This is a genomic window from Streptomyces sp. CAI-85 (assembly GCF_013363615.1).
GTDB classification, from domain to species: domain Bacteria; phylum Actinomycetota; class Actinomycetes; order Streptomycetales; family Streptomycetaceae; genus Streptomyces; species Streptomyces antibioticus_B.
In genome coordinates this window covers 1-23,325 of the sequence record NZ_JAANNX010000046.1, presented here as the reverse complement: position 1 = coordinate 23,325, position 23,325 = coordinate 1, and the positions used below count along the sequence as shown (strand labels likewise).

General features: G+C 72.6%; 21 protein-coding genes and 1 riboswitch. Of the genes, 14 read left to right on the top strand and 7 right to left on the bottom strand.

The features are described from left to right. The first annotated feature begins 446 nt into the window (after positions 1–446). The 4 genes from G6W55_RS29420 to G6W55_RS29405 all read left to right on the top strand — a co-directional run bounded on the left by G6W55_RS29420 (position 447) and on the right by G6W55_RS29405 (position 5,303). A complete protein-coding gene (locus G6W55_RS29420; protein ID WP_175523800.1) occupies positions 447–1,796 on the top strand; it encodes a pitrilysin family protein in 1,350 nt (449 codons plus the stop codon). After that, positions 1,793–3,181: a pitrilysin family protein gene (locus G6W55_RS29415; protein ID WP_175523799.1), complete on the top strand. Its 1,389-nt coding sequence runs from the start codon at positions 1,793–1,795 to the stop codon at positions 3,179–3,181. The genes G6W55_RS29420 and G6W55_RS29415 overlap by 4 nt, the downstream gene beginning before the upstream one ends. A 285-nt stretch (positions 3,182–3,466) precedes the next feature. Beyond that, positions 3,467–3,633: riboswitch (cyclic di-AMP (ydaO/yuaA leader) on the top strand. 14 nt (positions 3,634–3,647) lie between these two features. Further along, the gene (locus tag G6W55_RS29410; protein ID WP_078635179.1) at positions 3,648–4,400 is read left to right on the top strand and encodes a M23 family metallopeptidase; all 753 of its coding nucleotides are present in this window, start codon (positions 3,648–3,650) and stop codon (positions 4,398–4,400) included. Positions 4,401–4,607: 207 nt separating this feature from the next. Beyond that, positions 4,608–5,303: a GntR family transcriptional regulator gene (locus tag G6W55_RS29405; protein WP_175523798.1), complete on the top strand. Its 696-nt coding sequence runs from the start codon at positions 4,608–4,610 to the stop codon at positions 5,301–5,303. A gap of 241 nt (positions 5,304–5,544) precedes the next feature. On the opposite strand, the gene G6W55_RS29400 is transcribed toward G6W55_RS29405, so the two are convergent. After that, positions 5,545–5,826 carry an HPr family phosphocarrier protein gene (locus G6W55_RS29400; RefSeq protein WP_030789975.1) on the bottom strand — a complete coding sequence of 94 codons (282 nt, stop codon included), beginning with the start codon at positions 5,824–5,826 and terminating at the stop codon, positions 5,545–5,547. 177 nt (positions 5,827–6,003) lie between these two features. Between G6W55_RS29400 and G6W55_RS29395 the strand changes: the two genes are divergently transcribed. From G6W55_RS29395 to G6W55_RS29375, 5 genes are all read left to right on the top strand, one after another. Next, positions 6,004–8,820: a bifunctional GNAT family N-acetyltransferase/acetate--CoA ligase family protein gene (locus G6W55_RS29395; protein ID WP_175523797.1), complete on the top strand. Its 2,817-nt coding sequence runs from the start codon at positions 6,004–6,006 to the stop codon at positions 8,818–8,820. 9 nt (positions 8,821–8,829) lie between these two features. Continuing rightward, entirely contained in the window at positions 8,830–9,255 is a 426-nt protein-coding gene (locus G6W55_RS29390; RefSeq protein WP_175523796.1) for a hypothetical protein, read from the top strand. A 73-nt stretch (positions 9,256–9,328) separates the two neighbouring features. Further along, the gene (locus G6W55_RS29385; RefSeq protein ID WP_030789970.1) at positions 9,329–9,925 is read left to right on the top strand and encodes a DUF5998 family protein; all 597 of its coding nucleotides are present in this window, start codon (positions 9,329–9,331) and stop codon (positions 9,923–9,925) included. Continuing rightward, entirely contained in the window at positions 9,925–11,112 is a 1,188-nt protein-coding gene (locus G6W55_RS29380) for an alkaline phosphatase family protein (RefSeq protein ID WP_175523795.1), read from the top strand. The genes G6W55_RS29385 and G6W55_RS29380 overlap by 1 nt, the downstream gene beginning before the upstream one ends. A gap of 47 nt (positions 11,113–11,159) precedes the next feature. Continuing rightward, a complete protein-coding gene (locus G6W55_RS29375) occupies positions 11,160–11,807 on the top strand; it encodes a thymidine kinase (RefSeq protein ID WP_030789964.1) in 648 nt (215 codons plus the stop codon). Between the two features lie 16 nt (positions 11,808–11,823). Here the strand turns inward: G6W55_RS29375 and G6W55_RS29370 are convergent, their stop codons facing one another. Together G6W55_RS29370 and G6W55_RS29365 are read right to left on the bottom strand one after the other, a co-directional pair. Next, entirely contained in the window at positions 11,824–13,068 is a 1,245-nt protein-coding gene (locus G6W55_RS29370; protein ID WP_175523794.1) for a PQQ-binding-like beta-propeller repeat protein, read from the bottom strand. Between the two features lie 191 nt (positions 13,069–13,259). Beyond that, a complete protein-coding gene (locus G6W55_RS29365; RefSeq protein WP_175523793.1) occupies positions 13,260–14,057 on the bottom strand; it encodes a VOC family protein in 798 nt (265 codons plus the stop codon). Positions 14,058–14,275: 218 nt separating this feature from the next. Here G6W55_RS29365 and G6W55_RS29360 point away from each other — a divergent pair, with 218 nt between their 5' ends. Continuing rightward, a complete protein-coding gene (locus tag G6W55_RS29360; RefSeq protein ID WP_175523792.1) occupies positions 14,276–15,127 on the top strand; it encodes a sulfurtransferase in 852 nt (283 codons plus the stop codon). Between the two features lie 125 nt (positions 15,128–15,252). Here the strand turns inward: G6W55_RS29360 and sepH are convergent, their stop codons facing one another. The 3 genes from sepH to G6W55_RS29345 all read right to left on the bottom strand — a co-directional run bounded on the left by sepH (position 15,253) and on the right by G6W55_RS29345 (position 19,226). Next, a complete protein-coding gene (gene sepH / locus G6W55_RS29355) occupies positions 15,253–16,293 on the bottom strand; it encodes a septation protein SepH (RefSeq protein ID WP_175523791.1) in 1,041 nt (346 codons plus the stop codon). Positions 16,294–16,708: 415 nt separating this feature from the next. Next, the gene (locus G6W55_RS29350) at positions 16,709–18,028 is read right to left on the bottom strand and encodes a D-arabinono-1,4-lactone oxidase (protein ID WP_175523790.1); all 1,320 of its coding nucleotides are present in this window, start codon (positions 18,026–18,028) and stop codon (positions 16,709–16,711) included. Beyond that, positions 17,988–19,226, bottom strand: coding sequence for an MFS transporter (locus G6W55_RS29345; protein ID WP_175523789.1), 1,239 nt, complete (start codon positions 19,224–19,226; stop codon positions 17,988–17,990). Before G6W55_RS29345 ends, G6W55_RS29350 begins: the two co-directional genes overlap by 41 nt. Before the next feature lie 231 nt (positions 19,227–19,457). Here G6W55_RS29345 and G6W55_RS29340 point away from each other — a divergent pair, with 231 nt between their 5' ends. Next, entirely contained in the window at positions 19,458–20,585 is a 1,128-nt protein-coding gene (locus tag G6W55_RS29340; RefSeq protein ID WP_175523788.1) for a ferrochelatase, read from the top strand. Between the two features lie 8 nt (positions 20,586–20,593). After that, positions 20,594–21,409, top strand: a complete 816-nt coding sequence (locus tag G6W55_RS29335) for an inositol monophosphatase family protein (protein WP_175523812.1) — start codon at positions 20,594–20,596, stop codon at positions 21,407–21,409. Positions 21,410–21,503: 94 nt separating this feature from the next. Here G6W55_RS29335 and G6W55_RS29330 read toward each other — a convergent pair whose 3' ends face one another. After that, complete coding sequence (locus G6W55_RS29330) at positions 21,504–21,677, bottom strand: hypothetical protein (protein ID WP_167797272.1); 174 nt, start codon at positions 21,675–21,677, stop codon at positions 21,504–21,506. 421 nt (positions 21,678–22,098) lie between these two features. On the opposite strand from G6W55_RS29330, the gene G6W55_RS29325 reads away from it, so the two are divergent. Together G6W55_RS29325 and G6W55_RS29320 are read left to right on the top strand one after the other, a co-directional pair. Beyond that, complete coding sequence (locus tag G6W55_RS29325; RefSeq protein ID WP_003993508.1) at positions 22,099–22,752, top strand: response regulator transcription factor; 654 nt, start codon at positions 22,099–22,101, stop codon at positions 22,750–22,752. A gap of 5 nt (positions 22,753–22,757) precedes the next feature. Next, positions 22,758–23,325: HAMP domain-containing protein (locus G6W55_RS29320; RefSeq protein WP_175523787.1), on the top strand; the 568-nt coding region annotated here is incomplete at its 3' end.

The following is a 23,325-nucleotide window of genomic DNA, read 5'->3' as shown; positions in this document are numbered from 1 at the left end:
CGACTCGCCTTCCGTGCCCGGCCCGGTGCTCGGTGCGACTCAGTTCCGCGTCCGGTGCGGCTCAGCCCCGCGTCCGGTCCGACTCGTCCTGTGCGCGAGATCCGTGCCCATCCTGGTTCGGCCTCCGCGCCCGGTTCTGCGCTGAACCCGGCTAGCCGTCCGCGCCGGATCCGACGCGTGTGCCGGCTCGGCTTCCGCACCCCGTCCGGCGTTCGTCCCGAGCTGCGCTCCCGCGCGCGATCCGGCTCTCGCTCCCCGTCTCGCCTTCCACACCCGATCCGGCTCACTCCCGCGCCCGCACCCCACCAACCCCCCGCCCCCCACATCTCGCTCTCGGCGTACGTCCTCCGGGAACTTCGTCGCCCGAGCGTGCGGTTGCATACAGTGACAGGACCGGCAGGAAGCGCGCGGTTCGCACGACCGCGTCCGCGATCGGAAGGACGTACATGCCCATGGGTCACACGGCCACAGACCAGGCAGGCACCGGGGGCCTGACAGCGACCGAGCACCGCCTGGCGAACGGGCTGCGGGTGGTGCTCTCCGAGGACCACCTGACCCCTGTCGCGGCGGTGTGCCTCTGGTACGACGTCGGTTCGCGCCATGAAGTCAAGGGCCGCACCGGCCTGGCTCACCTCTTCGAGCACCTGATGTTCCAGGGCTCCGGCCAGGTCAAGGGCAACGGCCACTTCGAGCTGGTCCAGGGCGCCGGCGGCTCGCTCAACGGCACCACCAGCTTCGAGCGCACCAACTACTTCGAGACCATGCCCGCCCACCAGCTCGAGCTCGCCCTCTGGCTGGAGGCCGACCGCATGGGCTCCCTGCTGGCCGCCCTGGACGAGGAGTCCATGGAGAACCAGCGCGACGTGGTGAAGAACGAACGCCGCCAGCGCTACGACAACGTCCCCTACGGCACCGCGTTCGAGCGGCTGACCGCGCTCGCCTACCCGGACGGCCACCCCTACCACCACACGCCGATCGGCTCGATGGCCGACCTGGACGCGGCGACGCTGGAGGACGCGCGCGCGTTCTTCCGCACGTACTACGCGCCGAACAACGCCGTGCTGTCGGTCGTCGGCGACATCGACCCGGAGCGCACGCTCGCCTGGATCGAGAAGTACTTCGGCTCCATCCCCGCCCACGACGGCAAGCCCACCCCACGTGACGGCGCGCTGCCCGAGGTCATCGGCGAGGAGCTGCGCGAGGTCATCGAGGAGGAGGTGCCGTCCCGCGCCCTGATGGCCGCCTACCGGCTCCCGCACGACGGCACGCGCGAGAGCGACGCGGCCGACCTCGCGCTCACCGTCCTCGGCGGCGGCGAGTCCTCCCGCCTCTACAACCGGCTGGTGCGCCGCGACCGTACGGCCGTCGCCGCCGGCTTCGGACTGCTGCGGCTCGCCGGGGCACCCTCCCTGGGCTGGCTGGACGTGAAGACGTCCGGGGACGTCGAGGTGCCCGTCATCGAGGCCGCCATCGACGAGGAACTCGCCCGGTTCGCCGCGGACGGCCCCACGGACGAGGAAATGGAGCGCGCCCAGGCCCAGTTGGAGCGCGAGTGGCTGGACCGGCTCGGCACGGTCGCCGGGCGCGCGGACGAACTGTGCCGCTTCGCCGTCCTGTTCGGCGACCCGCAGCTCGCCCTGACCGCCGTACAGCGCGTGCTGGACATCACCCCGGAGGAGGTGCGGCAGGTCGCCGAAGCGCGCCTGCGGCCCGACAACCGCGCGGTCCTCGTCTACGAGCCCGCCGCCCCCGAAGCCACCGCCGACCAGGACGAGAACGAGGAGGCGGCCCAGTGAGCGAGCTCGCCGCGATGGAGTTCCACCCCCAGCCCCAGGCCGGCGAGGCCACCCCGTGGGCCTTCCCGGCACCCGCGCGCGGCACGCTGGCCAACGGCCTCACCGTGCTGCACTGCCACCGCCCCGGCCAGCAGGTCGTCGCCGTCGAGATCATCCTCGACGCGCCCCTGGACGCCGAGCCGGCCGGTCTGGACGGCGTCGCCACGATCATGGCGCGCGCCTTCTCCGAGGGCACCGACAAGCACTCCGCCGAGGAGTTCGCCGCCGAGCTGGAGCGCTGCGGCGCCACCCTCGACGCACACGCCGACCACCCCGGCGTCCGGCTGAGCCTGGAGGTGCCCGTCTCCCGGCTGCCGAAGGCGCTCGGCCTGGTCGCCGACGCCCTGCGCGCGCCCGCGTTCGCCGACAGCGAGGTCGAACGCCTGGTCCGCAACCGCCTGGACGAGATCCCGCACGAGCTGGCCAACCCCTCCCGCCGCGCGGCCAAGGAACTGTCCAAGGAGCTGTTCCCGGCCACCGCGCGCATGTCGCGCCCCCGCCAGGGCACCGCGGAGACCGTCGAGAACATCGACTCGGCGGCCGTCCGTGCCTTCTACGAGAAGCACGTCCGGCCCGCCACCGCCTCCGCCGTGGTCGTCGGCGACCTCACCGGTGTCGACCTGGAGGCGCTGCTCGGCGACACCCTGGGCGCCTGGACGGGTTCCCAGGCCCAGCCCCTGCCGGTCGCTCCGGTGACCGCCGACGACGCCGGCCGGGTCGTCATCGTGGACCGCCCGGGTGCCGTCCAGACGCAGCTCCTGATCGGCCGGATCGGCGCCGACCGGCACGACCGCGTGTGGGCCGCGCAGGTGCTCGGCACCTACTGCCTCGGCGGCACCCTCACCTCCCGTCTGGACCGCGTCCTGCGCGAGGAGAAGGGCTACACCTACGGCGTGCGGGCGTTCGGCCAGGTCCTGCGTTCCGCCCCGGACGGCTCGGGCGCCGCGCTGCTCGCCATCAGCGGCTCCGTGGACACCCCGAACACCGGGCCGGCCCTGGACGACCTGTGGAAGGTGCTGCGCACCCTCGCGGCCGAGGGGCTCACCGACGCCGAGCGCGACGTCGCGGTGCAGAACCTCGTCGGTGTGGCGCCGCTGAAGTACGAGACCGCCGCCGCCGTCGCGGGCACGCTCGCCGACCAGGTCGAGCAGCACCTGCCCGACGACTACCAGGCCACGCTGTACCAGCAGTTGGCCGCGACCGGCACCGTGGAGGCCACCGCGGCGGCCGTGAACGCCTTCCCGGTGGACCGCCTGGTCACGGTCCTCGTGGGCGACGCCTCGCAGATCCGGGACGCCGTGGCGGCCCTCGGGATCGGCGAGGTGACGGTCGTCGCGGCCGAGTAGCCGGACACACCGCGTAGCCGGACACGCCGAGTAGCCGGACACGCCGAGTAGCCGGCAAACGGACAACTGCGCGGCCGCGTACGCGCGTACGTCCGCCACACGCGTCGGGCGGCCCTGGGCGACGGAAGCGTCACCAGGGCCGCCAGATGTCCGAATTGATGCGGAGGCTGCCTGTCTGCCCTGTGGCGTGCGCTACAAAAACCGTGATCCGTTTGAGGATTGAAAGCGGCGCCGCATAGCGTCAGTCGGGCTGTTCGTCAGGCAGTGCGCCGCATCCGCGGCACCGGACAGTCATCGCCGAGTCCCCGTACGGCGCGAGCCAGGGGAGCCGGGGACCCACTCTGTGCAGTCCCTGGGGTGAATCGGACGCCCGCGCGTACGCGAGGGGGCCCGTAGGAGACCTTCCTGCTCCGAACCCGTCAGCTAACCCGGTAGGCGAGAAGGAAGGAAAGGACCGCCCAACTTCATGGCGTTCACCTACGCCGCCGGGAAGCCGGCCGGGAAGCACCGTCGCCCCAGCCGGATGCAGCGCACCAGCGCCCGCGCGGCCGGCGTCGCGGCTCTCACCACCACCGGCGTGATGGCCACTGTCGCCTCCTCCCCGGCCTTCGCCGCGGAACCCGCCCCCGCGCAGACCGCGCTGATCCCCGTGGTCACCGGCGACGACGTCGCCGACCAGATCGACAACCAGGTCATGGCGCAGAAGGAAGCCGCCTTCGAGGAGGCCGCCCGCGAGGCCGCCGCCAAGAAGGCCGCCGAGGAGCGCGAGGCACGCGCGCGTGCCGCCCGTGAGGCCGAGCGCAAGCGCCTCAACACCTTCGTGATGCCGATCAGCGGCTCCTACGTCTCCACCGGCTACCAGGCCAGCAGCTCTCTGTGGTCCTCCGGCAGCCACACCGGCGTCGACTTCCACGCCTCCAGCGGCACCCCGGTGCACGCGGTCGGCATGGGCACCGTCGTGGAGGCCGGCTGGGGCGGCGCGTACGGCAACCAGATCGTCATCAAGATGAACGACGGCACGTACACCCAGTACGGTCACCTGTCCTCCATCGGTGTCTCGGTCGGCCAGCAGGTCACCCCGGGCCAGCAGATCGGCCTGTCCGGCGCGACCGGCAACGTCACCGGCGCGCACCTGCACTTCGAGGCCCGCACCACGGCGGAGTACGGCTCCGACCTGGACCCGGTCGCCTACCTCCGCTCGCACGGCGTGAACCTCTGACGACGCACGACAGCTTCTGACGGCGGACGGCGACACATCGTCCGGCCCCGGCCCCACGGCCGGGGCTTTCGTCGTTTTCGGGCACCCGCTGTCCAAAAAATATCCCTGGATTCCGGCCTGCCGTCGGAAATTCCGGCTCATTGCAATAGAGTCACGGAACACACGTCAATCGTCGACGTTTCACGGGGATTAAGGCGGAGGTCGGTCATGCGTATTCCGGCGCATTCGGTGTGCACGGCGATCCGGGACGACATCGTCGCCGGTGTCTACGAGCGCGGCAGCCGCCTCACCGAGGAACTCCTCGCCCGCCGCTACGGAGTTTCCCGGGTCCCCGTCCGCGAGGCGCTGCGCACCCTGGAGGCCGAGGGCTTCGTGGTCACACGCCGGCACGCGGGCGCGTGCGTGGCCGAGCCCACCGAGCACGAGGCGGCCGACCTGCTGGAGATGCGGATGCTCCTCGAACCGCTCGGCGCCGCCCGCGCCGCCCAGCGCCGCACCGAGGCCCATCTGAAGGTGCTGCGCGGACTCGTCCGGCTGGGCCAGGAGCGCGCCAGGAGGGGCAACAGCGAGGATCTGCGCTCCCTGGGCGGCTGGTTCCACGAGACGCTCGCCCAGGCCTCCGGGAGCCAGGCCCTGACCTCGATGCTCACCCAGCTCCGGCACAAGATCGCCTGGATGTACGCGGTGGACGCCCCGGCCGACCCGGTGGAGTCCTGGGTCCAGCACGGCGCGATCGTGGACGCGGTGGCGCGCGGCGACGGAGACCGCGCGCGGGCGCTCACGGCGCTGCACACCGAGCGCGCGACGGCCGCGCACCGGCTGCGATTCTCCGGCGGGACCGAGCGCGCCGATCGTGTGAGGACTTCGCAACCTCCCGTAAACATCACGGGTCTGCGGCATTAACACGGTGGCCGTATACAAAGAAGAGGTATTCGGCGGAGCTGTATTTCCGCTGCCCTTTTCATCGCGCGCCCGGAAATTCCGGTGTCGAGCCCTTCGTATGCCCGGACATGTTTTCCGGGTGTGTCGTCGGTAATTCCTCTGCCGTGGGGCGGGCGAGTACGGCCGCCCGGAAAAGGCCGGAAACGGCGGAGCCGCGCCGCCCCGGAGGGCGACGCGGCTCGCGTACCGCGGTGACCGGACGTCAGACGGTCTCGGGAAGCTCCTCGAGACCCTCGGCGACCAGCTTCGCCAGCCGGTCGAGGGCGGCGTCCGCACCCTCGGCGTCCGTGGCGAGGACGATCTCCTCGCCACCCTGGGCGCCGAGGCCGAGGACGGCCAGCATGGAGGCCGCGTTGACGGGCTTGCCGTCGGCCTTGGCGATCGTCACGGGCACGCCTGCGGCCGTGGCGGCTCGGACGAAGATGGAAGCGGGGCGGGCGTGGAGGCCCTCGGCCCAGCCGACGTTGACGCGGCGCTCAGCCATGTGTTGCTGCCCTTCGGTTCTCAGGTTGTCTAGACCAGTGTTCCACACGTGAAGCACGGGAGGAACGGGTCATGCGTCCCGTTCCCGTGCGGCTGTCGGATCGCGGCCTCGATCCGACCTCCGTCCTCCACAGACTGCCTCGCGCCGTTGTCGTACGCGAGCCGTACTCTGGGCCCCATGCAGAGCGCCTCGGACCGGCACGAGTACCCCGCCCACTGGGAAGCCGACGTGGTGCTGCGCGACGGCGGCACCGCGCGCATCCGCCCCATCACCGTCGATGACGCCGAGCGCCTGGTCAGCTTCTACGAGCAGGTGTCGGACGAGTCGAAGTACTACCGCTTCTTCGCGCCCTACCCGCGTCTGTCCGCGAAGGACGTCCACCGCTTCACGCACCACGACTTCGTGGACAGGGTGGGACTCGCGGCCACGGTCGGCGGCGAGTTCATCGCCACCGTACGCTACGACCGCATCGGCGCCGACGGCATGGCCGCCTCCGCCCCGGCCGACGAGGCCGAGGTCGCCTTCCTCGTGCAGGACGCCCACCAGGGCCGCGGCGTCGCCTCCACGCTCCTCGAACACATCGCGGCCGTCGCGCGCGAGCGCGGCATCCGCCGCTTCGCCGCCGAGGTGCTCCCCGCCAACAACAAGATGATCAAGGTGTTCACGGACGCCGGCTACACCCAGAAGCGCAGCTTCGAGGACGGCGTCGTCCACCTGGAGTTCGGCCTCGAACCCACCGAACGCTCCCTGGCCGTGCAGCGCGCGCGGGAGCAGCGCGCCGAGGCCCACTCGGTGCGGCGTCTGCTGGTGCCCGGCTCGGTCGCCGTCGTCGGCGCCGGACGCACCCCGGGCGGCGTGGGCCGCAGCGTCCTGGACAACCTGCGCGAGGCCGGCTTCACGGGCTCCCTGTACGCCGTCAACAAGGCGTTCCCCGAGGACCTCAAGCACCTCGACGGCGTGCCCGCGCACCGCTCCGTCCGCGAGATCGCCGAACCCGTCGACCTCGTGGTGGTCGCCGTCCCCGCCGACCATGTGCCCGAGGTCGTCACCGAGTGCGGTGAACACGGCGTCCAAGGGCTCGTCGTACTGTCCGCCGGCTACGCGGAGAGCGGCCCCGAGGGGCGCGAACGCCAGCGCGCGCTGGTCCGCCAGGCACGCGCGTACGGCATGCGGATCATCGGCCCGAACGCATTCGGCGTCGTCAACACCTCCCCGCAGGTGCGGCTCAACGCCTCCCTCGCCCCCGAGATGCCCCGCCCCGGCCGGATCGGCCTGTTCGCCCAGTCGGGCGCCATCGGCATCGCCCTGCTCTCCCGGCTGCACCGGCGCGGCGGCGGCGTCACCGGGGTCACCGGCGTCTCCACCTTCGTCGCCTCCGGCAACCGCGCGGACGTCTCCGGCAACGACGTCCTCCAGTACTGGTACGACGACCCCGACACCGACGTCGTCCTGATGTACCTGGAGTCCATCGGCAACCCCCGCAAGTTCACCCGGCTCGCACGGCGCACGGCCGCCGCCAAGCCGCTGGTGGTCGTCCAGGGCGCCGGATCCGCCCCGCAGGGACACGCGGTCCGCGCGACCCGGCTCCCGCACGCCACGGTCTCCGCGCTGCTGCGCCAGGCCGGGGTGATCCGCGTCGACACCATCACCGAACTGGTCGACACGGGGCTGCTGCTGGCCCGCCAGCCGCTGCCGACCGGCGCCCGCGTGGCCATCCTCGGCAACTCCGAGTCCCTCGGGCTGCTGACCTACGACGCGTGCCTCGCCGAGGGGCTGCGGCCGCTGCCCCCGCTGGACCTCACGACGGAAGCCTCGGCCGAGGACTTCCACGCCGCCCTCGCCCGCGCGCTGGACGACGCCTCGTGCGACGCGGTCGTGGTGACGGCGATACCGGCGATCGGGGAGACGTCCACCGGGGACGCGGCGCTGGCCGAGGCGCTGCGCTCCGCCGCGGCCGCGGCGCCCGCGAAGCCGGTCCTCGTCGTCCACGTGGAACTCGGCGGCCTCGCCGCCGCCCTGTCGGCCGCCACCAGCACCGCGCCGCCCCGCCCGGAAGCGGCCGCCCGCGCGCGTGCCGCCGCGTCGGAGGACGGCGGCCCCCGCCCGCCCGCCGCCGCGGCCCCCGAGGGCGCCCACCTCATCCCGGCCTACCCCGCCGCCGAACGCGCGGTGCGGGCCCTCGCCGAGGTCGTGAAGTACGCCCAGTGGCGCCGCGAGGTCGCCGAACCCGGGCGGGTCCCCGAGTACGACGACATCGACGAGAAGGGCGCCGCCCGGCTCATCGAGGGCCTCCTCGCGCGCGGACAGGGCCTCACCCTGGGCCCCGACGACACATGCGAGCTGCTCGGCCGCTACGGCATCCACCCCCGCCGCGCGATCCCCGCGCCCACCCCCGACGAAGCGGCCGCGGCGGCCGCCGCCCTCGGTTACCCCGTCGCCCTCAAGGCCACCGCCCCGCATCTGCGTCACCGCGCCGACCTGGGCGGCGTCCGCCTCGACCTCGCCGACGAGGAGCAACTGCGACGCTCGTACGCCGAGTTGACCGACCAGTTCGGCAATCCGGAGGAGGTGCGTCCGGTCGTCCAGGCGATGGCCCCGCGCGGGGTCGACACGGTCGTCCGCGCGGTCATCGACCCGGCCGCCGGGGCGGTGCTGTCCTTCGGGCTCGCCGGGGCCGCCTCCCAGCTCCTCGGCGACATGGCGCACCGCCTGGTCCCGGTCACCGACCGCGACGCGACCTCACTGATCCGCTCGATCCGCACGGCACCCCTGCTCTTCGGCTGGCGCGGCTCGACGCCTGTCGACACCCCGGCGCTGGAGGAGCTGCTGCTGCGCGTCTCCCGGCTGGTCGACGACCACCCCGAGGTCGTCGCCGTCACCCTGGAACCGGTCGTCGTCGCCCCCCAGGGCCTGAGCGTCCTCGGCGCCTCGGTCCGCCTGGCCCCACCCCCGGCCCGAGACGACCTCGGCCCCCGCACGCTCCCGGCCTACTGAGGGGCTGCGGTGAACCCTCCCGACCTTGAGGCGCCCGGCCCTCTCACGCTGCCCGACGGCTCCTGGTGGGACTGGGACGTGATCGCCTGGAACCCGGCGGAACTCCGGCTGGCGGCCGGCCACGACCTCACCTACCACCACGGCCTCGAACTGGTCTTCGGCGATCCCGCCTTCGTCCGGTGCCCGGCCGCCTTCCAGGACCCGGTCTTCCGGGTCCCCACCCCCGACGAGCTGCGGGCGTTGGCCCGCCGGCTCGGCGAGGCACCGCCCGTCGTGATCGCCTTCGAGGCCGACGCCGGCGGCACCGAACCCGCGCCGTGCCTCGTCGCCGCCCAGCGGCTGGAAGTCGTTCAAGGGCAGGTGCTGCGGTACTGGAGCGGGGACCTGGCGCCCGGGCGGCGATTCGCGCCCTGGGTGGGGCCTCCGGGGAGGTGAGAGGGGTTCGGGCCTGTCGTGAGGGGCGGGGTTGCCCTTGACTGGCCCGGACCGCCCTTACCCACGGATTAGGATGGACGGCATGGCCAAGACCAGTACGACGACCCAGGGGCTGCGCGCGGCGATCGAGCGCAGCGGCTACTACCCGGCCCTCGTGGCCGAGGCGGTGGAGGCCGCCGTGGGCGGCGAGCCCATCACGTCGTTCCTGGTCCACCAGGAGACCACGTTCGACCAGAACGAGGTCCGCCGGCATGTGACGGTGCTGGTCCTCACCGGCAACCGCTTCATCGTCAGCCACACCGACGAGCAGGCCGCCGACACCACCTCCCCGACGCCGTACGCCACCACCTCCACCGAGTCCGTGAAGCTCGGCCGGATCTCGTCGGTCGTGGTCAGCCGGGTGGTCGCCAACCCCGAGTCGTACACCCCGGGCACCCTGCCCCGCGAGGTCGTGCTGACCATCGGCTGGGGCGCCGTCTCCCGCATCGACCTGGAGCCCGCCGCCTGCGGCGACCCCAACTGCGACGCCGACCACGGCTACACCGGCAACTCGACGGCGGACGACCTCAGCCTGCGCGTCAGCGAGGCGGGCGACGGCCCGGAGACCGTGCGCCAGGCGCTCGCCTTCGCCCAGTCGCTCTCCGAGGCCACCGCGGATCTGACCCGCTGATGGCGCAGCCAGCCTGGGACCACCCCGAGCCCCTCACCGTCGACTCCGCACCCGTACCCGAGTACGGCAGCGGCTCCCTCGCCGACCTGCTGCCCACCCTGGCCGCGGGCATGGGCGTCCCCGGCACCACCGCGGCGATCCCCGAGCTGGCCCCGGCCGACCGCAACTGCGTCTTCCTGATCGACGGCCTCGGCTGGGAGCAGATCAAGGACCACGCGGACGAGGCGCCCTACCTCCACGCCCTCCTCGCCGGCTCCCGCGGCGGCACCGGACGCCCCCTCACCGCCGGCTACCCGGCGACCACCGCGACCTCCCTCGCCTCCGTCGGCACCGGCCTCCCGCCCGGCGCCCACGGCCTGCCCGGCTACACCGTGCGCAACCCGGCCACCGGCGAGCTGATGAACCAGCTCCGCTGGCAGCCCTGGACCTCGCCCGGCGCCTGGCAGCCGTACCCCACGATCTTCCAGCTCGCCGACCGGGCGGGCGTGCACGCCGCCCAGGTGTCCTCGCCCACCTTCCAGAACACCCCGCTGACCAAGGTGGCGCTCAGCGGCGGCACCTTCCACGGGCGGCTGACCGGCGAGGAACGCATGGACCTCGCCGCCGAGCAGCTCGCCGCAGGCGACCGCTCCCTGGTCTACACGTACTACGCCGAACTCGACGGCGCCGGCCACCGCTACGGCGTCGCCTCCGACACCTGGCGCGGCCAGCTCATGTACGTCGACCGGCTCGTCCAGCGCCTCGCCGAGCAACTGCCGCCGCGCAGCGCGCTGTACGTCACCGCCGACCACGGCATGGTCGACGTGCCCTTCGACGAGGAGCACCGCATCGACTTCGACGAGGACTGGGAGCTGCGTGCCGGGGTCGCCCTGCTGGGCGGCGAGGGCCGCGCGCGCCACGTCTACGCCGTACCGGGTGCCGCGGACGACGTCCTGACCTGCTGGCGCGAGGTCCTCGGCGAGCAGTTCTGGGTGGCCTCGCGCGACGAGGCGATCGCCGCGGGCTGGTTCGGGCCCCGGATCGACGAGCGGGTGTACGACCGGCTCGGCGACGTGATCGCGGCGGCCCGGGACGACGTCCTGCTCATCGCCTCGGAGCGGGAGCCCAAGGAGTCGCTGATGGTCGGCAACCACGGTTCCATGACCCCTGCCGAGCAGCTCGTCCCGCTGCTCGAAGTACGCTCCTGACGCCCCGCCCTCTCTCCGACTCTCCACCGAAAGGTGCTCAACTCCCCATGCCCGAGCTGGTGTTCTTCTCCGGAACCATGGACTGCGGGAAGTCGACACTGGCTCTCCAGATCGAGCACAACCGCTCCGCGCGCGGCCTCCAGGGCATGATCTTCACCCGTGACGACCGCGCCGGCGAGGGGAAGCTCTCCTCCCGCCTCGGCCTGGTCACCGACGCGGTCGAGGTCGAGGACGGGCAGGATCTGTACGCCTACCTGGTCGACCACCTCTCCCAGGGCGGCCGCGCGGACTATGTGATCGCGGACGAGGCACAGTTCCTCGCCGAGGACCAGATCGACCAGCTCGCGCGCGTGGTCGACGATCTCGACATCGACGTCTACGCCTTCGGGATCACCACCGACTTCCGCTCCAAGCTGTTCCCCGGCTCCCAGCGGCTCGTGGAACTCGCCGACCGGGTCGAGGTCCTCCAGGTCGAGGCCCTGTGCTGGTGCGGGGCGCGCGCCACGCACAACGCCCGCACGGTGGGCGGCGTCATGGTCGTGGAGGGCGCGCAGGTCGTCGTCGGCGACGTCGACCAGGCCGACACCATCGGCTACGAGGTCCTGTGCCGCCGCCACCACCGCCGCCGCATGACAGCGGCGACGGCCCGTGCGGCGGCCCTCTCCCCGGACGTCCTGCCGGTCCCGCCGGCGTAGGACGCGCTGTGCTGCCCTAGGCCGGCAGCGCGTGCAGCTTCGTGCCGTGCAGGGCGAAGACGTGCGTGCCGTCGGTGGCCATCAGCCAGGCGTGGAAGTCGCCGGACTTGTCGTTGAACGTCCAGCGCAGGGTGCCGGTCTTCGGGTCGAAGGCGTGGATGCCACCGCCCTCGTCCAGGGCCGTCGCGCCGTAGAGCGTGCCGCCCGCCTCCAGGAACTGCCGGGGCGGCTGGGCACCCTTCTTCGAGAGGTCCTCGGAGCGCCAGTTCTCCTTGCCGGTCCGCGGGTCGACGGACCGGAGCGTGCGGTCGCTGTCCGCGATGTACAGCGTGTCGCCCAGGACGGTCGGCTCCTTGAAGGTGGCGAACTCGTCCGTCTTCAGGGACCACTTCTCGGCGCCGTCGGCCAGGGCGAACGCCTGGAGGACCCGCCCCTGCGGGACGATCACCAGGTCGCCGTGCAGGGCGAAGACGCCGTAGTTGGTGCTGGTCGTCTTGTGGGTCCACACCTGGCGGCCGGTGGCGGTGTCACGGACGGTGAGGTTCTTCTTGAGGTCGGTGTAGACGAGGAAACGATCCCGCACTGCGGTGTGCACACCGGTCTGCTCGGTGCCGAGGTCCCGCTGTTCCTTCCAGGCCACCCGGCCCGTGCCGCTGTCCAGCGCGGCGATCACGTTGGTGTGCGAGGAGCCGTCCGCCTCCAGGATCTCGGCGATGACGTACACCTGCTTGTCGTCCACCGCGACCGGCCGCGGCTGCCGGTACTCCTTGCCGAGACGGCCGCGCCAGGTCTCCTTGCCGGTGGCGGGGTCGTGCCCGCTGACGGTGCCGTCGTAGGCGCTGCTGGCCAGGTACAGCGTGTCGTCGCCGATGAGGAGCGGGGCACCGGGGGTGGCGCCGTTCTTCAGCGTCCAGCGCGGCCGGCCGGTTTTGCCGTCGAGGGCGTCCAGCGGCGCGCCGCTCGCGATCACCACACCGGCGACGGCCACGAGTTCGTCGTTGTTGCCGTAGGTCTCGGCGGAGACGGACTTGGTCCACAGCGGCTTCGGCGCGCCCCCCGCGTCGGTCGCGCCGCCGGATCCCTTGCCGCCGGTGTCCGCGCCGCCCTTGCCCTTGCCCGTGCCGCCGGTGGTGTCCTGCGTGTCGTTGCGGCAGCCGGTCGCCCCGGCCGCGAGCGCGCCGAGTGCGAGCGCGCCGCCGGTCAGTCGCAGCAGGTGTCGCCGGGACGTTCTGCCGGTCGTCGAGGTGGTCCCCTGGGCCATGTCGTCGTACCCCCGTGAAGTCGCGTCGGTGGAAGGCTCGGCAGGTGATCGCGCTGATGTGCACCCCCTGCGACCAGGCACCTTAGCCACCACAGCCGACGGGAAGAGCGGCGGGCATCCGACCGGGACAGCACCGTGAACCAACCGAGACATTGATCGCGACGGTATGACCGGCGGTCGGGCGGACCCCGTCAGCCGCGCAGCTCGACCACCGAGAAGACCGCGCCCTCCGGATCCGCCACCGTCGCCACGCGCCCGCGCGGGTCGTCCTGGACGGGTGTCAGGATCCGGCCGCCGAGGTCGCGGACCCGGCGCAGCGCGTCGTCGGCGTCGGCCACCTGGAAGGACGTCAGCCAGTGCGAACCCCGGTCCCGGGGAAGGGTGTTGCCCATGCCCCGGATGCCGGCCACCGGGCGTCCGGCGAGCTTCAGGGTGATGCGGTCGGCGTCGGCGCCGGTGTCGCGCTCGTGGCCGAACACCGTCTCGTAGAACTTGACGACACCGGCGGCCTCGAAGGTCCGCAGTTCGTTCCACGCGGGTGTGCCGGGGACGCCGGTGACGCCCGTGCCGAGGTGGCGCGCCGCCTGCCAGAGGCCGAAGACCGCTCCGGCGGGGTCCGAGCCGATCGCCAGGCGTCCGGCGTCCCCGGCGTCCAGCGGGCCGACGCCGATCGTGCCGCCGCACAGCCGCACCGATTCGGCGGTGGAGTCGACGTCGTCCGAGGCGAGATACGGCGTCCAGGCGACCGGGAGGTGCCGGTCGGGCGGAAGTTGGCCGATTCCGGCGACCTCCTCGCCGTGGAGCAGGGCACGCGCGTAGGGACCGAGCTGGTGCGGACCGGGTCGGAACTCCCAGCCGAACAACGCGCTGTAGAAGTCCTGCGTCGCCGTCAACCCGTGCGCCATCAGACTCACCCAGCAGGGTGTGCCGGACGCGTACCGGGTGTGCGCCCTTCCTCCCGAGCCGGCCGACCCACGTGCCTCGGTCATCGTCACCTTCTCCTCGGCCCTGGTGGTGGCCGTGTCGCTTCCGCCCTCGGAGGATGCCTGGTGGAGGGTTCTCGTCGGTTCACGCGCGGTTGTCGCCGTATGTCGATCGCCTGTACGGCATGTGCTCGAACCCGTACGCCTCGTGACCGAGGCTGTCCGGCGGAGCAGAGTAGCCGGACATGGACGTGGGGGCCACCCCGTGCGCGAGGATGGGGGGCATGAACGCCATCATCTCCGCATCCGAACTCGCGAGCGAACTGGCGGGAGAGCGCCCGCCGGTGGTGCTCGACGTCCGCTGGCAGCTCAGCGTGGCCAAGGCGGCGGGCGAGCCGCCGTTCGACGGCCGGGCCGCCTACGAGGCCGGGCACGTGCCCGGCGCGGTCTACGTCGACCTGGACCGTGAACTGGCGGGCGCGGCCGGTGCCGCCGGCCGTCATCCGCTGCCCGGCCTCGCGGAGTTCGGCGCCGCGATGCGCCGCGCGGGCGTCTCGGCGGCCCGCCCGGTCGTCGTCTACGACGGCGGTCAGGGCTGGGCCGCGGCCCGCGCCTGGTGGCTGCTGCGCTGGGCGGGCCACCCGGACGTGCGGGTCCTGGACGGCGGGCTGCCGCAGTGGACCGGCGCCCTGTCGACCGACGTACCCGCGCGCGGGGAGGGCGACTTCGAGCCGGTTCCGGGTGCCGACGGTGTGCTCGACGCGGACGCCGCCGCGGCGCTGGCCCGCTCCGGTGTGCTGTTCGACGCGCGCGCGGGGGAGCGGTACCGAGGCGAGGTCGAGCCGATCGACCGGGTCGGCGGGCACATCCCGGGCGCCGTCTCCGCGCCGACGAACGAGAACGTGGGCCCGGACGGCCGGTTCCTGCCGGCGGAGGAACTGCACGACCGTTTCAAGGCGCTGGGGGCGTCCGACGGCGCCGAGGTGGGCGTGTACTGCGGTTCGGGCGTCTCGGGCGCCCACGAGGTGCTGGCGCTGGCCGTGGCGGGCATCCCGGCCGCCCTGTACGTGGGGTCCTGGTCGGAGTGGTCCTCGGACCCGTCCCGGCCGGTGGCCGTCGGTCCCGACCCGCAGTGACCTTCCTCGCACACGCGCGTACGGGAGGGCCGCACCGAACAGGTGCGGCCCTCCCGTACGTATAGAGGGGCGTGCGAAGCGTTCTCCTCGGGCGGCTCCTGTGCCGAGCCGCCTTACGACTCCCGTTACTCCTGGGACTTCTTGCGCCGGGTGCCGAAGACGATCTCGTCCCAGCTCGGCACCGCGGCGCGGCGGCCGGGACGGACGCCGTCCGCCTCGGCCTGACGGTCGGTGGCACCGATCAGCCGGTCCCGGTGGCTGCCCACCGAGCGCGGCATGAGGACGTCCGCGTAGGCGGAACCCGCGGAGGCGGCCGGCGCCGGCGGCTCCTCGGCCTCGGGCTCCTGCTCCTCGGGCTCCTCGGGGGTCTCCACCGGGCGCTCCGGGACCACCAGGTCGCCCCGGAAGCTCGGCACCGCCTCCAGCAGGCTGGTCAGCGAGTCCCGCTCGCGCTCCCCGATGGTCTCCTCGGGCGGCTCGGACGGCTGGGCGGGCAGGCTCGGCCGCTCCAGCGCCCGGTCCATCGAACGGTCGCGCGGCAGCCGGGCGATCCGGGGGACGAACGGAAAGCTGGGCTCCGGCACGGCGAGGTCGTCGGACTCGCCGATCAGCGAGCGCGCCTCGTCGTCGACGGCCTGGACGAGCCGGCGGGGCGGGTCGTACGTCCAGCTCGCGGAGTGCGGTTCGCCCGCGACCCGGTAGACGAGCAGGACCTCCCAGGTGCCGTCGTCACGGCGCCAGGAGTCCCACTGCACGGTGTCCTTCTCGGCGCCGCGCAGCAGCAGTCGCTCCTGGACGGCCTCGCCGAGCTGGGGACCCGCGGCGTTCTCACCGGGGCGGCGGACGGGTGTCTTGCGGGCGCGCTCGGCCATGAAGGCGCGCTCGGCCAGCACGGGGCCCTCGAACCGGCGTACGCGGTCGACGGGGATGCCCGCCATCTGGGCGACCTCTTCCGCGGTCGCGCCGGCACGTATACGCGCCTGGATGTCACGGGGGCGGAGATGGCTCTCCACCTCGATCTCGATCTGGCCGAGGCGGGGACGGTCGCCGCGAACGGCGGCGCGCAGACGCTCATCGATCGGAAGCGTGTACTCCGTGCTGTCCGCAGCCTTCAGCACCAGCCGTGTGCCGTCATTCGAGACGGCCACGACACGCAGTTCGGGCATGGGGACCTCCCGGGTGGTGCCTGCCGACGTCACGTGCGTCGCTGCTTCCGCTAGTCGAGTGTGGCCTGCCCGGGTGCAGCCTGCCACAACCTTGCCGAGTTGCCCGGCGTGTCGGGCACGGGCCCGGGATCGCCGTTATGGCACGGTTACCTATTTCGCCACGCTAAGTCACCAACATCGTCACCCTGTGCAACGAGCCCCTCCCGGCGGTCCAGCATGGCCCCGGACACCCCGAAGGGAGGCCGGGCCCAGGGCTCGCAACAGTACTCCATTTGGGCCACGTGCGTGGATTGGCACGCCGCCCAACTTCTGGCAAGAACCGCGACTTGGCCGTGCTGAAGGGCTTCCGGTGATCGTGTAAGTGGCGCACTTCACCCCCCGCTTCACCCTTTCTCCGGAATCACCCGAGTGTCCGCTACGACCCCAACACCCTGCGCAGGTAGTCGTTCTGGAACCGCCGGTCGGGGTCCAGCCGGTCCCGCAGCGCGGTGAACTCGCCGAACCGCGGGTAGACCCCGGCGAAGTACTCGGCGTCCCGCGTGTGCACCTTGCCCCAGTGCGGCCGTCCCTCGTGCGCGGTGAAGATGCGCTCGGCGGCGGTGAAGTACGCCTGAAAGGGCGTCCCCCTGACCATGTGTACGGCTATGTACGCGCTGTCCCGGCCCGAGGCGGTCGACAGGGTGATGTCGTCGGCCGGCGCGGTGCGCACCTCCACCGGGAAACTGATCCGCAGCCCGGACCGCTCGATCGTCGTCCGCAGTTCACGCAGCGTCTCGGTGACGGCCGCGCGCGGGACCGCGTACTCCATCTCCACGAACCGCACCCGGCGCGGGGAGGTGAAGACCTTGAAGGGGATGTCCGTGTAGGTGCGCGCGGAGAGCGCCTTGCTGGAGACGCGCGCGATCGTCGGGACCGTCGCGGGCGCCGCACGGCCGACCCACTGGGCCACCTGGAAGACGCCGTTGGAGAGGAACTCGTCCTCGATCCAGCCCGCCGCCCGGCCCACCGGGCGGCGCGGCCCCGCGCTGCGGTTGTTGCGCTTGGTGTTGGTGCTGCCGGTGTGCGGGAACCAGTAGAACTCGAAGTGCTCGTTCTCGGCCCAGAGTTCGTCGAAGTCGGCGAGCACCCGGTCGAACGGCATCGGCTCCTCGCGCGCGGTGAGCAGGAACAGCGGCTCCACGGCGAAGGTGATCGCGGTGACGATGCCCAGCGCGCCGAGTCCTATCCGGGCGGCCGCGAAGACCTCGGGGTTCTCCTTCTCCGAGCAGGTGAGCACCGAGCCGTCGGCCGTGACCAGCTCCAGGCCCTTGATCTGCGCGGCGATCGAGGCGGACTCACGGCCCGTGCCGTGGGTGCCGGTGCTGGTGGCCCCCGACACCGTCTGCTCCATGATGTCGCCCATGTTGGTGAGCGACAGGCCCTCCCGCGCGAGTGCGAGATTGAGGCGCTTGAGCGGGGTGCCGGCCTCCACCGTGACGGTCATGGCGTCCCGGTCGATGTCACGGATGCCGGTCAGGAGCTGAGGGCGGACCAGCACCCCGTCCGTCGCGGCGATCGACGTGAAGGAGTGGCCGGTGCCGACCGCCTTCACCTTCAGCCCGTCCTCGGCGGCCCGGCGCACGGCCTCCGCCAGCTCGTCGACGGAGGCGGGCGTGACCTCCCGCGCGGGACGGGCGGTCACATTGCCGCCCCAGTTACGCCACGTGCCGTTCTTCGCGCTCGTTGTGCTGCTCAACGGTGCCTCCCCGACCCGGCGCCGGCCTGACGAGCCGGCGGTACCCCAGGAATCCGACCGCGACCGCGACGGCACCGGCGACCGCCGGAACCCCGTACCCGGCCCGTGCCCCGGCCGCGTCGATGACCCAGCCGGCGATGGAGGAGCCGAGCGCCACCCCGACCGCGAGCCCGGTGCTGATCCAGGTCATGCCCTCGGTGAGCTGTGCGCGTGGTACGTGCTCTTCGATGAGGGACATGGTGGTGATCATCGTCGGAGCGATGGCCAGTCCCGCAACGAACAGCGCCACGGCCAGAAACGGCAAGTTTCCGACCAGTAGGAGGGGGATCATACTCACGGCCATCAGGAACACACCCAGCAGCCAGCGCCGCTCCGGCACACCCCGCGGACGCAGCAGTCCGAACACCAGTCCGGCGAGACAGGAGCCGGCCGCGTAGAGCGCGAGGACGACGCTCGCGGCGCCCTTGTGGCCCTGCTCGTCGGCGAACGCGACGGTGACGACGTCGACCGCCCCGAAGATCGTTCCCGTAGCTACGAAGGTGACCACCAGGACCTGGAGACCGGGGGAGCGCAGCGCGCTGCCGGTGCCGCGCCGCTCGCGCGGGTGCGGGACGGGCTCGGTGCCGCGCTGGGCGGTCAGCCAGAACACACCGGCCGCGAGGAAGCAGCCCGCCAGCAGTGGCCCCGCCTCCGGGAACCAGGCGGTCGACAGACCGATCGACACGATCGGACCGAAGATGAAGCAGACCTCGTCCACCACCGACTCGAACGAGTACGCGGTGTGCAGTTTCGGGGTGCCCCGGTACAGGGCGGCCCAGCGGGCCCGGACCATCGCGCCGAGGCTCGGGACGGCGCCGATGCCCGCGGAGCACACGAACAGCAGCCAGTCCGGCCACCGGAAGTGCGCGGTCAGCAGCAGCCCGGCCGCCGCCGTCAGCGCCACCAGCGTGGCGGGGCGCAGCACCCGGCGCTGCCCGTACTGGTCGACCATGCGGGAGATCTGCGGTCCGACGAGCGCGGCCGACAGCGCGATGGTCGCCGACAGGGCGCCCGCGAGGCCGTAGCGCCCGGTGAGCTGGGAGATCATCGTGACCACGCCGATGCCCATCATCGACAGCGGCATCCGGCCGAGGAACCCCGCGGCGGCGAAGCCCTTGGAGCCGGGGGCGTCGAACAGGGCGCGGTAGGGGCTGGGCACGGCGGCTCTCCGGAAGTCCGGTCACGCGCGCGTGCGGCTTCGCGCGGCATGAAGGAAGGGTGGCTCGTGGGGTCACGGTCACGCCGGGTAAGGCGTAAAGGTGGCCTATACAGCTTACGAGTGAGGTCACCCTAACGCACCGGTCCGGGCACCGTCCGCCGCGGGCCGCGAGGCCGCCGTCGACACCCCGCCGTTTCCCGGCCGTCGGTGCCGGGTGGCAGGATCGGACCCATGCCAGACGCGCTCGAAGCCACCCCCTACGACGCCCTGCTCCTGCTCTCCTTCGGCGGCCCGGAAGGCCCGGACGACGTGGTCCCCTTCCTGGAGAACGTGACGCGAGGGCGCGGCATCCCCACGGAACGCCTCAAGGAGGTCGGGCAGCACTACTTCCTGTTCGGCGGGGTCAGCCCCATCAACGAGCAGAACCGCGCCCTGCTGGACGCCCTGCGCAAGGACTTCGCCGACCACGGCCTCGACCTGCCGGTCCACTGGGGCAACCGCAACTGGGCCCCGTACCTCACGGACACCCTGCGCGAGATGGTCACCGCCGGGCACCGCCGCATCCTGGTCCTCGCCACCAGCGCCTACGCCTCCTACTCGGGCTGCCGCCAGTACCGCGAGAACCTCGCCGACGCGCTGGCCGCCCTGGACGCCGAGGGCCTGCCGCTGCCGGGGATCGACAAGCTGCGGCACTACTTCAACCACCCCGGCTTCGTGGAGCCGATGACCGACGGCGTCCTGCGCGCCCTCGCCGACCTCCCCGAGGACGTGCGAGACGGCGCCCACATCGCCTTCACCACCCACTCGATCCCCACCGCCGCGGCCGACACCTCGGGACCCGTCGAGGACCACGGCGACGGCGGCGCGTACGTACGCCAGCACCTGGACGTCGCCGCGCTGATCGCCGACGCCGTCCGCGAGCGCACCGGCGTCGACCACCCCTGGCAGCTCGTCTACCAGTCCCGCTCCGGCGCCCCGCACATCCCCTGGCTGGAGCCCGACATCTGCGACCACCTGGAGGAGCGGCACGCGGCCGGCGCCCCGGCGGTCGTGATGGCCCCGATCGGCTTCGTCTCCGACCACATGGAGGTCCTCTACGACCTCGACACCGAGGCGACGGCCAGGGCGGGGGAGCTGGGCCTGCCGGTGCGCCGCTCGGCCACCGTCGGCGCCGACCCCCGCTTCGCCGCCGCCGTCCGCGAGCTGATCCTGGAGCGCGCCGCCGCCGAGAGCGGCCGGCCCGTCACCCCCTGCGCCCTGGGCACGCTCGGCGCGAGCCACGACCTCTGCCCCGTCGGCTGCTGCCCCGCGCGGGCACCCCGGCCCGCCGCCGCGGGCGCCGACAGCCCCTACGCGTGAGGAACACCGTGACCGACCCCTTCCACACGGACCTGCTCGCCCTCGCCCGGGAGGCCGCCCGCCGGGCCGCCGAACTGCTGCGCGACGGCCGCCCGGCCGACCTCGCGGTGGCCGCCACCAAGTCGAGCCCCATCGACGTGGTCACCGAGATGGACATCGCCGCCGAGAAGCTGATCACCGGCCTGATCTCCGAGCACCGCCCCGACGACGGCTTCCTCGGCGAGGAGGGCGCCTCCAGCGAGGGCAGCACCGGCGTCCGCTGGGTGATCGACCCGCTCGACGGCACGGTGAACTACCTGTACGGGCTGCCCACCTGGTCCGTCTCCGTCGCGGCCGAGCAGGACGGCGAGACCGTCGTCGGCGTCGTCGAGATCCCGATGCGCGGCGAGACGTACCACGCGGTGCGCGGCGGCGGGGCCCGGGCGACCGGCGCCTGGGAGGGCGAGCGGGTCCTGGCCTGCCGTCCCCCGGCGCCGCTGGACCAGGCGCTGGTCTCCACCGGCTTCAACTACGTCACCGAGGTCCGCGACCACCAGGCCGACGTGGCCCGGCGGCTGATCCCGCTGCTGCGCGACATCCGGCGCGGCGGCTCGGCCGCCGTCGACCTGTGCGACGTGGCCGCCGGCCGGCTCGACGGCTACTACGAGCGCGGGCTGCACCCCTGGGACCTCGCGGCGGGCGACCTCATCGCCCGGGAGGCGGGCGCGCTGACGGGTGGGCGGCCCGGAGAGCGCCCGGCACGCGATCTGGCGATCGCCGCCACCCCGGCAGTCTTCGAGCCCCTCCAGCGGCTCCTGGAGGACTTCGGCGCCTGGCACGACTGAGCGCCGGCGCCCCGGAACACCGCGCATGCGAAAGGGCCCCGGCGCTGGATTCGCCGGGGCCCTTCCTGCCGCGCGAACGTTGTCGCGCGACCGCTCAGACGCTCGTCGCGCCGACCTCCACGCCGTGTTCGGCGGCGAGGCGGCGGAGATCCTCCAGCTCTGCCTGCTCGACATCGGCGAGGAAGTCGTCGCCCTCGTCCTGAGCCCGGGTCAGGTCGGACTCGGTCGCCCTTATGCGCTGCAGAAGTCCTGCGGTGAATGCGTCCATGCTGCGCCCCCTCGTCCTTGGGTCGGTGGGTCGGTGGCACGGGGGTGTGCCGTCGGGAAGGAAAGGGCGATCACGTCTCCGGCGGATGCCCGGCCCACCCCCCTGCCGGGCGGCGACGGTGCCGGACACCCACGCCCGCTCTGCGGCAAGCGGACCGCGAGGTACCACATGGTGCTGCGGCACATGCGGAGCGTGATCGCGGGGTGTAAAGCCGTCCTCCCCCCGCTCCCTTCCGCGGAAACCTCAACCGCACGAGAAAATCTCGCATTCCCGGGCCCCGCACCCGTCCTTCGTGCGCCCTCACCCGTCTTACCGCCGACTTATGGCCGAAAAGGGCAGGATGGGACGCACACTCACCAGCACCCCTGCCCGCGCGCTCCCGTGGAGCGCTACGCGGGTGGACACAGGAAGGACAAGCGCCGTGCGCGTACTCGTCGTCGAGGACGAGCAACTGCTCGCCGATGCGGTGGCCACCGGACTGCGCCGGGAGGCCATGGCCGTCGACGTCGTGTACGACGGCGCGGCCGCCCTGGAGCGCATCGGGGTCAACGACTACGACGTGGTCGTCCTCGACCGCGACCTGCCCCTCGTCCACGGCGACGACGTCTGCCGCAAGATCGTCGAACTCGGCATGCCCACGCGTGTGCTGATGCTCACGGCGTCCGGCGACGTCAGCGACCGCGTCGAGGGCCTGGAGATCGGCGCCGACGACTATCTCCCCAAGCCCTTCGCCTTCAGCGAGCTGATCGCACGCGTGCGTGCCCTCGGCCGCCGCACCAGCGTGCCGCTGCCGCCCGTCCTGGAGCGGGCCGGCATCAAGCTCGACCCCAACCGCCGCGAGGTCTTCCGTGACGGCAAGGAGGTCCAGCTCGCCCCCAAGGAGTTCGCCGTCCTGGAGGTGCTGATGCGCAGCGAGGGCGCCGTCGTCTCCGCCGAACAGCTCCTGGAGAAGGCGTGGGACGAGAACACGGATCCCTTCACCAACGTCGTCCGCGTGACCGTCATGACGCTCCGCCGCAAGCTGGGCGAACCCCCGGTGATCGTCACGGTGCCCGGCTCCGGCTACCGGATCTGATCCCGGTGGCCGCCACGCCCGCGCCGCCGCAAGCGCCTCCGAAGCCCACCTGGGACCCCCGCAGACCGCAGCCCAACCTCCCCTGGCTGCGCCCGACCATCCGGATACGCCTCACCCTGCTGTACGGCGGCATGTTCCTGATCGCCGGCATCCTGCTGCTGTCGATCATCTATCTGCTCGCCGCGCAGGCCATCAGCACCGGCAACCAGCCGCCGTTCAAGATCGTGAACCTCGGTGTCAGCGACGAGATCAAGGTCGCCAGCGCCGACTGTCCCGCGGTCAACCAGGCCAACGCCACCAGCCTCACGCTCACCCAGTTCAACACCGCGATCAGCGCCTGCATCGACCATCAGCGCCAGGTCGCGCTGGACAACCTGCTCAGCCGCTCGCTGCTGGCCCTGCTCGGCCTCGCCGTGATCGCCTTCGCGTTCGGCTACGCGATGGCGGGACGCGTGCTGTCCCCGCTCGGCCGGATCACCCGCACCGCGCGCGCGGTGGCGGGCTCGGACCTCTCCCGCCGGATCGAGCTGGACGGCCCGGACGACGAGCTGAAGGAGCTGGCCGACACCTTCG